Source organism: Conyzicola sp., from assembly GCF_046714715.1.
GTDB lineage: Bacteria > Actinomycetota > Actinomycetes > Actinomycetales > Microbacteriaceae > Conyzicola.
The window spans coordinates 1-14,046 of sequence record NZ_JBKKAD010000097.1 but is presented as its reverse complement, the minus strand read 5'-3'; the positions used below and the strand labels follow the sequence as shown (position 1 = coordinate 14,046).

Here is a 14,046-nt window from a genome sequence, read left to right as displayed (position 1 = left end):
CCTACCTCGACAGCGCCGCCCCCATCAGAAAGCCCCCGCCGGGCCTGCACCTGCACGCCTCCCGGCCGACCGCGGGGGCCGACGGCGCCGCGCGGCTCGGCATCACGGTGCGCGAGTTCTACCAGCGGCTGCGCGACGCGGGAGTCGACACTGTGCCGGGCACGGGTGCGCGCATCCTCGACGACCGCATCCGCGCGCTGCTGAGCGGCGGCAACGACCCCTCCGTCGCCGAGTGGGTGTCGAGCGTCGCCACCGCGCACGCGGTCGGCCTGCGCTCGACCGCGACGATGGTCTACGGCCACGTCGAGACCGCTGCCGAGCAGGTTGCGCACCTGCGTTCCCTCGTGGCGTTGCAGCACCAGACCGGCGGATTCACCGAGTTCATCGCCATGCCGTTCGTGCCCGTCGACTCGCCGCCGATTACGGGCGCCCGTTCCGGCCCGAGCGTGCGGGAGAGCCGCGCGGTGCACGCCGTCGCGCGGCTGATGCTGCACGGCAGCATCGACCACATCCAGGCCGCCTGGACCAAGCTCGGGCTCGAGACCAGCCAAGCCGTGCTGCTCGGCGGCGCCGACGATCTCGGCGGGCTGCTCATCGACGGGGTGTGCGCGCCCGAGGCCGGGGCGGAGGCGTACCGCTCGCTCACCGTCGCCGACGTGCAGCGGGTCGCCGCCGAGATCGGCCGCACCGCCCGCCAGCGCACCACCGACTACGCCCCGGTCGCTGAGCCGCCATCGTTGATCGAGCCGCCTCCGTTGATTGAGCCGCCTTCGGTGATTGAGCCTGTCGAAATCCACCACCCATGATCACCCTCGCCGACCAGGTCCCCCACCGCGCCTTCCTCGTCGCCATGCTCGCCCGGCACTACGACCCGGCGCAGCCTCCGACCGTCCTGATCACCACCGACCCCACGACCCCCGTCGCCGACACGATCGACCGAATCATCCAGATCACCGACGCCCCCTGGCCCACCACCCGGCCCACCCTCGTCATCGGGGCCGACCCGCCGACCGACCCGTCCGCGAGCCACGCCCGCCTCGCCACCGCCCACCCCGCCGAGCTGCTCAGCGTCATCGACGGCTACCTGCGCCACCCCGAGTCGTACCCGGCCGGGCGCACGCGAGAACCGGCCCGGGTATGACCGACGTCGACACCGTCATCGTCGATACCGTCATCGTCGGCGCGGGCTTCGCCGGCCTCGGTGCCGGCATCCGCCTGTCGCGCCTCGGCGAGCGCTCGTTCGTCGTGCTCGAACGGGCCGCGGCCGTCGGCGGCACCTGGCGCGACAACGACTATCCCGGCGTCGCCTGCGACATCCCCTCGCACCTCTACTCGTTCTCGTTCGCGCCCAAGCACGACTGGTCGCACTTCTTCGCCCGGGGTTCGGAAATTCAGGACTACCTGCGCGAGTGCGCCCGCGAGATCGAGCCCCGCATCCGGCTCGGCACCGACGTGCTCGAGATGCGCTGGCTGGCCGAGACCGAGCGCTGGTCCGTGCGCACCTCGACGGGCGACTACTCCTGCCGCACGCTCGTGGTCGCGGCCGGCCGGCTCTCCGAGCCCCGGATGCCCGAGATTGCGGGCATCGATTCGTTCCCGGGCGTCGCGTTCCATTCCTCCCGCTACGACCACGACGTGCCGATCGCCGGCGCGCGCGTCGGCGTCGTGGGCACGGGAGCCTCGGCCGTGCAGCTCGTTCCGCGGGTCGCGGAACAGGCCGGCAGCGTGGTGCTGTTCCAGCGCACGGCCGCCCACGTGGTGCCGCGCGACGATTCCGAGTACTCGGCACGCGACATCCTGAGTTTCCGAAACAGCCCCGAGACCCGCGAGCGCCTGCGCGCCGACCTGTTCTGGTCGATGGAGGCGGGTTTCGCCGAGCGGGTCGCCACCCCCGGTTATATCGACGCCCTGCGGGCCCGCGCGCGCGGCCACCTCGAGGCGCAGGTCTCCGATGCCGACCTGCGCGACCTGCTCACCCCCGGCTACGAGATCGGCTGCAAGCGCGTGCTGCTCTCCGACGACTTCTACCCGGCCCTCGAGAGCGGGGCGGTGACCCTCGAGCCGTCCGCCCTCGTGAGCATCGACGGCCGCACCGCGATCGCGGCGAGCGGCGCCGCCCACGACCTCGACGTGCTGATCTTCGCCACCGGTTTCGAGTCGACCCGGCCGCCGTTCGCGCGGCGCGTCTTCGGCCGTGACGGCCTGAGCCTCGACGAGGCCTGGGGCGACGGCATGGTCGCCTACGCCTCGACCACGGTGCACGGCTTCCCCAACCTGTTCGTCATCGACGGACCGAACGCGAGTCTCGGCCACAACTCGGCGATCGTGATGATCGAGGCGCAGATCGAGTACCTGCTCGGCGCGCTGCACGACGAGTCCGACGTGCTCGAGGTGTCACCCGACGCGCAGGCCGCCTACGTCGCCGAGCTCGACGCGCGCGCCGCCGCGACGGTCTGGCTCGGCGGCGGCTGCGAGAGCTGGTACGTCGACGAGCGCAGCCACCGGCTGACTCTGCTCTGGCCCGACTTCGCCTACGCCTTCCGCGACCGGCTCTCCGCGTTCGACCGCGCCGCGTACCTCTGACCCGCCGCCCGGTACACGACACCGACGACGAGCACGGCGACCCCGACCACGATCGACAGTGCCGGAAGGGTCGCGACGAGCACGAGACATCCGACGGCCCCCGCCACCTGCACGGCCCGCGGGTACCGCCTCTGCTCGGCCGGCTGCGTGAGGGCCGCGACATTCGCGACCAGGTAGTAGAGCAGCACGCCGAACGACGAGAAGCCGATCGCCCCGCGCAGGTCGACCGTGAGCACGAGCGCCACGATCACGACGGCGAGGGCGACCTCCGCGCGGTGCGGGACGCGGAATTTCGGATGCACCGCCGACAGCCACCTCGGAAGATCCCCCTCGCGCGCCATCGCCAGGCTCGTGCGCCCGATGCCCGCGATAAGACCCAGCAGGGCGCCGAGCGAGGCGACCGCGGCGGCCACGCGCACGACGGGTCGCGCCCACGACCAGCCCGACTGCACGGCCGCGTCGCTCAGCGGCGTCGACGACCCGGCCACGCCCGCCGCACCGAGGGCGCCGAGCACCACCACCGCGACCACCGCGTACACCACCACCGTGACGGCGAGCGCGATCGTGATCGCCCGCGGGATGGTGCGTGCCGGGTCGACGACCTCCTCGCCCATCGTGGCCACGCGCGCGTAGCCCGCGAACGCGAAGAACAGCAGCCCGGCCGACTGCAGCAGGCCGTGCCAGCCGCCCGCCACGAGCGCGTCGCCGGAGAAGGGGTCCACGTCAGCGATCTCGGGCAGGCCGCCGCTCGCCGCGGCCGTCACGCCGATCGCGAGCCCGACGAGCACGACCACGACGATGACGCGCGTGAGCTGCGCCGTGCGGGTGATCCCGCGGTAGTTGACCGCGGCGAGCGCCACGACGGCGACCGCGGCGACGGCACGCTCCCAGCCGGCGGGTGCGGCGTAGGCGGCGAAGGTCAGAGCCATCGCCGCGCAGCTCGCGGTCTTGCCGATCACGAAGCTCCAGCCGGCCAGGAACCCCCAGAGCGCACCGAGCCGCTCGCGCCCGTAGAGGTAGGCGCCACCCGAGAGCGGATAGCTCGCGGCGAGCTGCGCCGTGGAGGTGGCGTTACAGAACGCCACGAACGCGGCGACGGCGAGCCCGACGAGCAGGCCGCTGCCCGCGGCCTGCGCGGCCGGGGTGAACGCGGCGAAGACACCGGCGCCGATCATCGACCCGAGGCCGATGACCACGGCGTCGGGCGTGCGCAGTCGGCGCGCGAGGTGGGGCTGAGGGGTCACGGTCGCAGGATAGCGGGCGGCCGTGAACACCACGATCCGGTATCGAATTCTATTCATCCCTTGGGTTACGCGGCCGGGTGCCGTAGCGTCGGTGAACCCGCAGGTTCGAAGTCGAGAGGCTCTCCCTCATGCCCAGCCGCTACGAGATGGTCTCTCTCGACGAGATTTCCGTCGGGGCGACCGACTACTCGCGGCCCCCGTGGCACCGGGTTCTGCTCGCCGCCCTCGCCATGATCCTCATCCCCGCGCTCATCGGTGCCGGCTTCGCCGCTCTCGCAACACCCGCCGTGCTCGCGGCGTCGACCACAACCTCGAAGGTCACCGACTACTGGGAGGGCTTCCCCACCGACCTCCCCATCGCGGCCGCACTGCCGCAGCACGTCGTGCTGCTCGACAAGAGCGGCGCCGAGTTCGCCCGTTTCTACAGCGAGAACCGCATCCCGGTCACGTTCGAGCAGATCTCGCCCAATTTCCTGAACGCGCTGATCGCCACCGAGGACTCCCGTTTCTACCAGCACTCGGGCGTCGACTTCCCCGGCATCGCTCGAGCGATGGTGAAGAACCTCACCAACGACGAGCGCACCGAGGGCGCCTCGACGATCACCCAACAGCTGGTGCAGAACATCCTCATCAGCAACGCGCGCAACGACGACGAGCGCGCCGTCGCCGAGGGCGACACCTATGAGTCGAAGATCCGCGAGGTGAAGTACGCGGTGGCCCTCGAGAAGACCATGGCGAAGCCCGACATCCTCACGACCTATTCGAACGCCGTGTACTTCGGCAACCTGGCCTATGGAGTCCAGGCCGCCTCCCGCGTCTATTTCAGTACGGATGCCGCGGCCCTCACAGTGCCGCAGGCGGCGGTGCTCGTCGGGCTGCTGCAGTCGCCCGTGCAGTTCGACCCCTACGCGCAGCCCGAGGCGTCCCAGGGCCGGCGTGACGCGGTCATCGACCGGATGCTCAGCGAGGCCTACATCACCGCAGAGGAGGCGGCCGCCGCGAAGGCCACCCCGCTCGAGCTCATCCGCGGTGACACCCCGTCGGGCTGCGCCACCTCGGCCTACCCGTACTACTGCGCGCTGGTGCAAGACGAACTGCTCACCAACCCGGCGTTCGGCGCGACACCCGAGGAGCGCCAGATCCTTCTGCGCCAGGGCGGCCTCACCGTCACGACCGCGCTCGACCGCGGCGTCTCCGACGCGGCGACCCGGGCCGCAACCGAGGCGCTCGGCAACGGCAACCGGGTGGCCGCCGGCATCGGCGTCGTCGTGCCCGGCACCGGCCACATCGCGGCGGTCGCCGAGAACCGCACCTGGGATCAGACCCAGGTCGTCTACGCGACGAGCGCGCAACAACCCGGCTCGGTGATGAAACCCCTCACGCTGGTTACGGCGCTCGAGCAGGGCATCCCGATCACCACGACCTTGTCGGCCAACGGCCCGTACTTCTCCCGCGTGCTCGACAGTCCGAAGAAGGGCTATACCAACTTCGGCAACGCCCAGCTCGGCGACATCGATGCGCGCAGCGCGATCCGCCAGTCGGTCAACATCTACTTCGTGAAGCTGATCGAGCAGACCACGGTGATGTCCGTCGTCGACATGGCCCGGCGGCTCGGCATCACGACGATCAACACGAACCCCGACGACGTGGCGGCGGTCGGCCCGCGCACGGGCTCGTTCGCGCTCGGCACCTCCTCGGTCACACCCGTGGAGATGGCGAACGTCTACGCGACCTTCGCCGCGGGCGGCGTGAAGTGCAACCCGATCGCCGTGATCGGCGCCGTGCGCACGACCACCGGCGAGCCGGTAGCCACGTCGGCGCCCGAGTGCCACCAGGAGATCAGCCCGTCGGTCGCCGCGCAGATGACCGAGGCACTTCAGGGCACCTTCAACGCCGGCGGCACCCTCGCGGGCGTCGGCGCCCTTCCCGGACGCGAGACCGCGGGCAAGACCGGAACGACCGACGACAGCTCGGCCAACTGGACAGTCGGCATGACGCCGAACTTCGCTACCGGGGTCTGGGTCGGCGACCCGCTTGGCGGCTTCGCCAATCCGCTGATCCGCGTGCAGGCCTACGGCCGCTCCTTCTACAAGCCGACAGGCTCATCCATCGCCGGTCGCGTCTGGAAAGCGGTCATGGTCGACGTGCACCAGGGGCAGCCGGCCATTCCCTTCCCGAACGGCTGAGCGCCCGGCGGCTCGTAAGCTCGACGGGTGAGCAACGCCGCGCCGACACCCCGACCGCCCCGCGAAGCCGTAACAGCCCGCATCGCGGTGAACATCCTCTTCTTCACCAACGGAGCGATCTTCGCCAACCTGCTCCCCCGGTACCCCGAGATCAAAGACTCGCTCGAGCTCACCAACACCGCCTTCGGCGCGGCGGTGGCCGCGTTCCCGCTCGGCGCCCTGATCGCCGGTCTCTCGGCGGGATTCCTCGTGCGCCGCTTCCGTTCCTCCCGCGTCGCGGTGGCGGCCGCCGTGCTCTCGTCGGTCGGCATCCTCATCGCGGGCGCGTCGCCGGTCTGGGCGCTGCTCGCACTCGGCCTCTTCCTCTCCGGCGCGATGGACTCGATCACCGACGTCGCCCAGAACTCGCACGGCCTGCGGGTGCAGCGGCTCTACGGGCGCTCCATCCTCAACTCGTTCCACGCAGTGTGGAGCATCGGGGCCGTGACCGGCGGCCTGCTCGGCGCCGCGGCGGCCCAGCTCGCCATCCCCGTGACGACCCACCTGGCCATCTCGGCCACACTGTTCAGCGCGATGGCCGTGCTCTCCTACCGGTTCCTGCTGCCCGGGGCCGAGCCGGAGGAGGTCGCACCCGCGCCGCACGCCGCCGCGCGCATCCCGGGCCGGGCGGGGGGCCTGATCGCCAAGTACGGGGTTCTCACCGCCCTCGTGCTGATCGCGTGCGCCGGCGCCATCGTCGAAGACGCCGGAGCGTCGTGGGCGGCCATCTACCTCTCCGACTCGCTGGGCGCCTCCGCGTTCCTCGCCGGCGTCGGCTTCATCGCCCTGCAGGGCATGCAGTTCGTCGGGCGCCTCTTCGGCGACCGCCTCGGCGACCGGTTCGGCCAGCGCACCGTCGCCCGCGCCGGCGGCGCGGTCGTCTTCGTCGGCATGGGTCTCGCGCTCGCCTTCCCCACCCTCGCCGGAACGATCGTCGGCTTCGGCCTCGCCGGCCTGGGCGTAGCCACGCTCATCCCCGCGGCCATGCACGCCGCCGACGAGCTGCCGGGGTTCCGCGCCGGGTCGGGGCTCACGATCGTCAGCTGGCTGCTGCGGCTCGGCTTCCTGGTGTCGCCGCCGCTGGTCGGCGCGATCGCCGACGCGACCGAACTGCGCTACGGCCTGCTGATCGTGCCGCTCGCCGGGCTGCTCGTCGTCGCGTGCGCGGGGGTGCTGTCGAAGCGCCGGGCGCATCCGGCCCCTTAGGCGTCGCCGCCTCGCCGTCCCGCCGGTCAGGCGGCGACCCGGCGCATCGCCACCAACCTTCGCGTTCACTGGATTTATAACGATTCAGTCGCGAATCGGGTAAATTTGGGGATCTTATCCATCCCGAGGAGTGCTTTGCGCCCGTTGCTGCCGACCGAGTCTTCGCGGTCTTCGCGACCCGTGGCGCGGGCAGTTCGAGCAACGTTCGTGGCGGTTCTCGCTGTTCTGGCGTGCATGCTGGTCCTCCAGCAGGTGCCGGTTTCGCATCTCGCGGCCCACGAGCATGGTGTCTCGGACCAGCAGCACGCACACCATTCGGAAGCGGAGACCTCCGGCTCACCGGTCGCGCACGTCGAGCTGGAGACCGCACACGATTTCGACGACGGCGAACCCGCCGACACGCGTGATTGCTGCACTCAGACGGTCGAGTACGTGTCGGCGCCGACCACGGTCGTGCCGGCTCTGACAGTGCATCCGCATGCCGCGGCTGTGCCGCGCACCGCCGAGAATTCGGGCATCAGTCTTGCCGCCACCGCAGCACCCCCGCATTCTCGATCGTTGATACAACTCTCTCTGCAGCAGGTTTAGAACGCCCGTTCTCGTCGTCATCGTGGCTGTATAGCCGTTTCGGCGAGACATCGAGTCCCTCTGGGACTCGCCCAGACACACCGCGATCCGAGCCCTCAAGGCTCGACCATTCGCCCGATCGGCGTTGCGCTCGAACCGCCTCGCCTTGTTAGGAACCATGTACACCATCACGTCCGGAACTCGTCGTTCCGCTTCCAACCCAGAGCGCACGCGGCCCCGTCGGGTCGGCGCCACGGGCAAAAAAGGTGCCGCAGCGCTGTTGTTCGCCTGGTGCCTGACGCTGTCGCAGGGCCTCCCCGCCGAAGCGACGCAGCCGACCTCGCTGCCCGATCTTCCGTCGGTCGACACGACGCAACTCCAACCACAGTCGCTGGTCGCGGGGGGAGAGATCGATCGGATCGAGAGGGATTCGTTCACCGTGACCGCCCCGCCTCCCCCTCCTCCCCCGCCGACGTCGAGCGGCCGCTCCTCGTTCGCAGGGCTGGGCATGGCATACGTCAACGTCTCGACGTCCGAAGTGCAGTGGCCTCTCGCCGCTTCGCCGATCAGTAGCGGGTTCGGTGCCAGAACCGCGCCGTGCCGCGGCTGCTCGTCGAACCATAAGGGCCTGGACTTCACCCCCGGGTCGGGCACCCCTATTTCGGCGATGGCGGCCGGCACCGTTCGCCAGATTCGCAGCGACAGGGACGGCCTCGGCACCCACGTGATCATCGACCATCGGATCGGTGGCGAGCTCGTGACCACCGTCTACGCCCACATGCAGGCAGGGTCGGTTCCCCTCTTTGAGGGAGAGACAGTCAGCGTCGGGACCACCGTCGGGCGGGTCGGAAACACCGGTGCGAGCACCGGAGCGCACCTCCACTTCGAAATACACCGTCAAGGCGTGCAGGTCGACCCGTACTCGTGGCTGGTATCCAATGTCCGTTAGGGCCGCCCTTAACACGCTGAATGGAAGGAACAATCGTGAATAGATCACGTCTCTCCCTGACTGTCGCCGGCCTGCTCACTGCCGCGCTCGCACTGCCGGCATGCTCCTCCGGCGATTCGATGAGCGGCATGGACCACGGGTCGGATTCGTCGGATTCGTCGTCGGAGGCGTCCGCCGATTTCAACGACACCGATGTCACGTTCGCTTCGAGCATGGTCGTGCATCACGAGCAGGCCGTCGAAATGGCGGATATCTTTCTCGAGAAGAACGATGTCGACGAACGCGTGACGGCGCTGGCTGAAAAGATCCGGGCCGCCCAGAAGCCCGAGATCGACACCATGACCGGGTGGCTCGACTCGTGGGGGGTGTCGTCCGAATCGATGGGCGGCCACGACATGGGCGACACGTCGGGGTCCATGAGCGAGGGAGACATGACCGCTCTCACGGAATCGACCGGGGCTGAGGCGAACGGTCTGTTCCTCACCCAGATGACGGCGCACCACACGGGCGCTGTCGAGATGGCCAACGAGGAGATCGACTCGGGCCAGAATCCGCAAGCCGTCGCACTCGCGGAGACGATCGTCACGGATCAGACCGCAGAGATTGCCGCGATGAACGACCTTCTCTCCACTCTTTGAGACCACGCCGGCCACAAGCCTGCGGCTCCATGCGGTCAGACGAGAGAAGGCCCCCGGTTTCCCGGGGGCCTTCTTCCGTGTTGTGTCTGGTGCGCGAGGGGGGACTTGAACCCCCACGTCGTTTCCAACACACGGACCTGAACCGTGCGCGTCTACCAATTCCGCCACTCGCGCCAACCAAGCGAGATTATCACAGCGCGAAGCACCATCCGCACACGGTGCCCGGTAGGGTCATCCGCTGGGTGTAAAACTCCCGTGGAAACACGCGCGTTCAAGCCCACCGGCTAACATCGTCGTATTCACTAGGCGTGAGATGAGGAAATCCTTGGGGCTTCTTGACAGCTTCGAACGAGGGCTTGAGCGAGCGGTCAATGGCGCGTTCGCAAAAACTTTCAAGAGCGGCGTGCAGCCCGTTGAGATTACGAGCGCGCTCCGACGCGAGCTCGACACGAAGGCGGCTGTCGTCTCACGCGACCGCATCCTGGTTCCCAACCGCTTCACCGTTCGCCTCTCCCCCATGGACTTCGACCGCATGTCGGCGATCGGCCCCGCGCTCATCGACGAGCTCACGAGCCTGGTTCAGCGGCACGCCACCGCGCAGCGCTACTCGTTCTCGGGCCCGCTGGCGATCGCGCTCGACCGCGTCTCCGGCCTCGGCGAGGGCATCATCGAGATCGAGTCCGTCAACGTGAAGGGCACCGTCGCCTGGGCCCCGGTTCTCGATATCGGTGGCAAGCGTCATCCGATCACCCGGTCCCGCACCGTCATCGGTCGAGGGTCGGATGCGGACATCACCGTCGACGACTCCAGCATTTCCCGCAAGCACGTCGAGGTACTGTGGGACGGCAACCGGGCAGAGGTCAACGACCTCGGCTCGACCAACGGCTCCCTGCTCAACGGCGAGCGTGTCTCCAAGGCGAGGCTCGATCCCGACTCCGCGATTGATATCGGCCGCACGCACATCGTGTTCCGCGTCATCGCACAGGCGGCCGACGACTTTCCCACTTCGCGCGACAAGGGCGGCAACCGATGATCGATCCGAGCCCGCTCACCCTGCTCGTTCTCAAGATCGCCTTCCTCATTCTGATGTGGGCCTTCGTTTTCGCGGTCGTCTACGCCCTGCGCACCGACCTGTTCGGCCAGAAGGTGCGCAAGCTTCCCGCCTCGGTGGATGCCGCGGCTGCCGCACCGGCACCGATGGGCATGGCGGCGAGCACCCCCGCGCCGGCCCGCGCACCCGCCGCCGCGCCCGTCAGTTCGTCGGGCGCGAGCCGCCTCGTCATCACCGGCGGCGCCAAGGAAGGGCTCGAGATCGCCCTTCCCCCCGAGCAGCTCACGATCGGCCGGTCGAGCGATTCCGGCCTCGTGATCCGCGACGACTACACCTCGACGCACCACGCCCGCCTGCTCAACTGGAACGAGGGCTGGGTTATCCAAGACCTAGACTCGACGAATGGCACGTTCCTCGATGGCACGCGGGTGATCGTTCCGACTCAGGTTCCCCTGAACACGCCAGTGACCATTGGCACGACCAGTTTCGAACTACGGCGGTAATCGAGTGGCCCCCGGCAAGAGTGCCGCGGTCTCCCATGTGGGGAAGATCCGCGCCAACAATCAGGACAGCGGCTATGCCGGCGAGTACCTGTTCGTTGTCGCCGACGGTATGGGCGGGCACGCGGGCGGTGACGTCGCCTCGGCGATCGCCGTCAAGCGCATCACCGAGACCGACCGCCAGTTCGCCTCCGGCAGCGACGCCGAGTTCGCGCTGCACACCGCCCTCACCGCCGCCAACGCCCAGCTAGCCGAGACGGTCTTCGACCACTCCGAGCTCACCGGAATGGGCACGACCGTCAGCGGGCTCATCATGGTCGGCGGCCAGGTCGTGATCGCCCACATCGGCGATTCGCGCATCTACCTGCTGCGCGAGGGCGAGCTCACCCAGGTCACGGCCGACCACACCTTCGTGCAACGCCTCGTCGACAGCGGCCGCATCACCGAGGAGGAGGCCGCTGTGCACCCCCGGCGCTCGGTGCTGATGCGCGTTCTCGGCGACGTCGACGCCACCCCCGAGATCGACACCTCGATCATGGCCACCCAGCCGGGCGACCGCTGGCTGCTCTGCTCCGACGGCCTCAGCAGCTACGTCTCGTGCGACAAGATCATGCACGCGCTCACGTCGATAGAAGACGCTCAGGATGCTGCGGAGCGGCTCGTGAAGGACGCCCTCGATCAGGGCGCCCCCGACAACGTCACAGTGGTGCTCGTCGACATCGACGAATCCGGCTCCTCGGCCCACGTTCCCCCGATCACAGTCGGATCGGCGGCGCACCCGCTCGTCTTCGACGGCGACGTGGCGAAGAAGCCGTTGCGCCTCCCCGCCCTCTTGTTGCACCCGCTCAAGGTCACGAAGCCCGACGACTCGCACTTCGAGCCGGAGTCCGACGGCTACCTCGACGAGCTCATCCTCGAAGACCGCCGGCGCGCGAGGCGTCGCCGCATCACCTGGCTCGTCGGGCTCATCCTCGTGTCGCTCGGCATTCTCGGCGGCGTATTCACCGCCTACCAGTACACGCAGAGCCGCTATTTCGTGGGCGTCGACCAGGGCAACGTCGCCATCTACCGCGGCGTGCAAGAGGGCATCGGCCCGATCAGCCTGTCGACCGTCTACCGCACCACGTCGATCGAGGTCGACTCCCTCACTGCCTACTCGCAGCAGAGGGTAGAGGCCACCATCAACGCCGACGACCTGAGCGACGCCGAACGCATCGTGGACACATTGTCGAATGTCAGCACCGAATAGTCTCCCGACCGAAGCCGTATCGACCGGTCGTCCGGTCGATGCCGCCGATCGCGCCAACTTCACGAGCAGCATCCGCCTGAAGCTGCGGGTGCCCGCGCGCATGCGCAACCTCGAGCTGGTGCTCCTGCTCGTCGCGAGCGGCATCAACGCCGCCGCCATCTGCCTGGTGCAGCTCGGCGCGCTCGGCGAGATCGACTCCGCGCTGCTCACCTACGGGGCGGGCCTCACCCTGCTCGTCTTCGCGATGCACATCACAATGCGCGTGGTGGCGCCCGACGCCGACCCGTTCATCCTCCCGGTGATCACGGTGCTCAACGGCCTCGGCATCGCCATGATCTACCGCATCGACATCGACGACAACCTCACCGGATGGGATGCGGCCGGCGTGCGCCAGATGGTCTGGACCGCCCTCGCCATCCTGTTGGCGATCATCGTGATCATCGTCGTGCGCAACCACCGGGTACTGCTGCGCTACCGCTTCGTTTCCATGTTCACCGGCATCGCACTGCTGCTGCTGCCGCTCGCACCGCTGATCGGCTCCGAGCGCAACGGCGCGCGCATCTGGATCGAACTCGGACCGCTCAACTTCCAGCCGGGAGAGCTCGGCAAGATCGCCCTCGCGATCTTCTTCGCCGGCTACCTCGTTACCGCGCGCGACTCGCTCTCGATGGTCGGCACGAAGGTGCTCGGCATGACCTTCCCCCGTGCGCGCGACCTCGGCCCCATCATCGTCGTCTTCATCGCGTCGATGGGCGTGCTGATCTTCCAGCGCGACCTCGGAACGGCCCTGCTCTACTTCGGGCTCTTCCTCGTGATGATCTACGTCGCGACGGGCCGCGCGAGCTGGATCATCCTCGGCCTCACCGCCTTCCTCGCCGGCGCCCTCGTCGCCAGCCAGACCCTCAGCTACGTCAACGGCCGGTTCGCCGCGTGGCTCGACGCGTTCAACCCCGACATCTACGGCCAGTCCGGCGGCAGCTACCAGCTCGTACAGGGCCTGTTCGGTCTGGCCAAGGGCGGACTCATCGGTGCCGGGCTCGGCCAGGGCCGACCGGGCATCGTTCCCCTCGCCGAGAGCGACTACATCATCGCCAGCCTCGGCGAAGAGCTCGGGCTCATCGGCCTGTTCGCGATCCTCGGCCTGTACCTGCTGTTCGTCTCGCGGGGTTTCCGCATCGGCTTCGCCGGGCAGGATGATTTCGGTCGCCTTCTCGGGGTCGGCCTCTCGTTCCTGATCGCCCTGCAGGTATTCATCGTGGTGGGCGGTGTGACCCGGGTGATCCCGCTCACCGGGCTCACGACGCCGTTCCTCGCCGCCGGAGGTTCGTCGCTCGTCGCCAACTGGATCATCGCCGCGCTGCTGCTGCGGCTGTCCGACACCGTGCGCAATCAGCCGAGAGCGGTGATCGAAGAATGAACAAAGAACTCAAGCGCGTGAGCATCGTCGTGCTGCTCATGTTCGTCGCCCTGTTCGGCTCGAGCAGTGTCATCCAGGTCGTCGAGGCCGACAGCCTCAGCGCCGACCCCCGCAACACACGCACCACTCTCGACAGCTTCTCGGCACAGCGCGGACCGATCCTGGTCGACGGAGTGCCGATCGCCGAGTCGACGCCGGTCGACGACGACTTCTCGTTCCTCCGGCAGTACTCGAACGGGCCGTTGTACGCGCCCATCACCGGCTACTTCACCCTCAACCAGGGAACCACCGGCATCGAGAGCGCGCTCAACGACTACCTCAGCGGCACCTCGAACGCCCAGTTCTTCGACCAGATCAACGCCATCTTCACCGGGCAGACCCCCAAGGGCGACGCCGTCGAGCTGACCATCGACCCGA

General features: G+C 68.8%; 12 protein-coding genes, 1 tRNA gene and 2 pseudogenes. 13 read left to right on the top strand and 2 right to left on the bottom strand.

Annotated features, from left to right (window positions below):
- The 3 genes and pseudogenes from fbiC to ACLQ6X_RS07595 form a co-directional block, all read left to right on the top strand.
- Window positions 1-806: pseudogene (gene fbiC, locus ACLQ6X_RS07605) on the top strand (7,8-didemethyl-8-hydroxy-5-deazariboflavin synthase); the annotation flags it as partial.
- Window positions 803-1,141: a hypothetical protein gene (locus ACLQ6X_RS07600; protein WP_411699568.1), complete on the top strand. Its 339-nt coding sequence runs from the start codon at window positions 803-805 to the stop codon at window positions 1,139-1,141. The pseudogene fbiC and the gene ACLQ6X_RS07600, both read left to right, overlap by 4 nt.
- A complete protein-coding gene (locus ACLQ6X_RS07595; RefSeq protein ID WP_411699567.1) occupies window positions 1,138-2,583 on the top strand; it encodes a flavin-containing monooxygenase in 1,446 nt (481 codons plus the stop codon). Before ACLQ6X_RS07600 ends, ACLQ6X_RS07595 begins: the two co-directional genes overlap by 4 nt.
- Here ACLQ6X_RS07595 and ACLQ6X_RS07590 read toward each other — a convergent pair.
- On the bottom strand, window positions 2,532-3,827 hold the full coding sequence (locus ACLQ6X_RS07590; RefSeq protein WP_411699566.1) for an APC family permease: 1,296 nt from the start codon (window positions 3,825-3,827) through the stop codon (window positions 2,532-2,534). The genes ACLQ6X_RS07595 and ACLQ6X_RS07590 overlap by 52 nt on opposite strands.
- A 128-nt stretch (window positions 3,828-3,955) precedes the next feature.
- Between ACLQ6X_RS07590 and ACLQ6X_RS07585 the strand changes: the two genes are divergently transcribed.
- From ACLQ6X_RS07585 to ACLQ6X_RS07565, 5 genes are all read left to right on the top strand, one after another.
- Entirely contained in the window at window positions 3,956-6,013 is a 2,058-nt protein-coding gene (locus ACLQ6X_RS07585) for a transglycosylase domain-containing protein (protein WP_411699565.1), read from the top strand.
- Between the two features lie 27 nt (window positions 6,014-6,040).
- A complete protein-coding gene (locus ACLQ6X_RS07580; protein WP_411699564.1) occupies window positions 6,041-7,258 on the top strand; it encodes an MFS transporter in 1,218 nt (405 codons plus the stop codon).
- Window positions 7,259-7,492: 234 nt separating this feature from the next.
- Window positions 7,493-7,846 carry a hypothetical protein gene (locus ACLQ6X_RS07575; RefSeq protein WP_411699563.1) on the top strand — a complete coding sequence of 118 codons (354 nt, stop codon included), beginning with the start codon at window positions 7,493-7,495 and terminating at the stop codon, window positions 7,844-7,846.
- Window positions 7,847-8,003: 157 nt separating this feature from the next.
- A complete protein-coding gene (locus ACLQ6X_RS07570; protein WP_411699562.1) occupies window positions 8,004-8,774 on the top strand; it encodes a M23 family metallopeptidase in 771 nt (256 codons plus the stop codon).
- Between the two features lie 35 nt (window positions 8,775-8,809).
- Window positions 8,810-9,412, top strand: coding sequence for a DUF305 domain-containing protein (locus ACLQ6X_RS07565; protein ID WP_411699561.1), 603 nt, complete (start codon window positions 8,810-8,812; stop codon window positions 9,410-9,412).
- A gap of 87 nt (window positions 9,413-9,499) precedes the next feature.
- Here the strand turns inward: ACLQ6X_RS07565 and ACLQ6X_RS07560 are convergent.
- Window positions 9,500-9,586, bottom strand: a tRNA-Leu gene (locus tag ACLQ6X_RS07560).
- Window positions 9,587-9,737: 151 nt separating this feature from the next.
- Here ACLQ6X_RS07560 and ACLQ6X_RS07555 point away from each other — a divergent pair.
- From ACLQ6X_RS07555 to ACLQ6X_RS07535, 5 genes and pseudogenes are all read left to right on the top strand, one after another.
- Window positions 9,738-10,445: an FhaA domain-containing protein gene (locus tag ACLQ6X_RS07555; RefSeq protein WP_411699560.1), complete on the top strand. Its 708-nt coding sequence runs from the start codon at window positions 9,738-9,740 to the stop codon at window positions 10,443-10,445.
- Window positions 10,442-10,966, top strand: a complete 525-nt coding sequence (locus ACLQ6X_RS07550; protein ID WP_411699559.1) for an FHA domain-containing protein — start codon at window positions 10,442-10,444, stop codon at window positions 10,964-10,966. The genes ACLQ6X_RS07555 and ACLQ6X_RS07550 overlap by 4 nt, the downstream gene beginning before the upstream one ends.
- A gap of 4 nt (window positions 10,967-10,970) precedes the next feature.
- Window positions 10,971-12,212 carry a Stp1/IreP family PP2C-type Ser/Thr phosphatase gene (locus tag ACLQ6X_RS07545; protein WP_411699558.1) on the top strand — a complete coding sequence of 414 codons (1,242 nt, stop codon included), beginning with the start codon at window positions 10,971-10,973 and terminating at the stop codon, window positions 12,210-12,212.
- On the top strand, window positions 12,196-13,629 hold the full coding sequence (locus ACLQ6X_RS07540; RefSeq protein ID WP_411699557.1) for an FtsW/RodA/SpoVE family cell cycle protein: 1,434 nt from the start codon (window positions 12,196-12,198) through the stop codon (window positions 13,627-13,629). Before ACLQ6X_RS07545 ends, ACLQ6X_RS07540 begins: the two co-directional genes overlap by 17 nt.
- Window positions 13,626-14,046: pseudogene (locus tag ACLQ6X_RS07535) on the top strand (penicillin-binding protein 2); the annotation flags it as partial. The gene ACLQ6X_RS07540 and the pseudogene ACLQ6X_RS07535, both read left to right, overlap by 4 nt.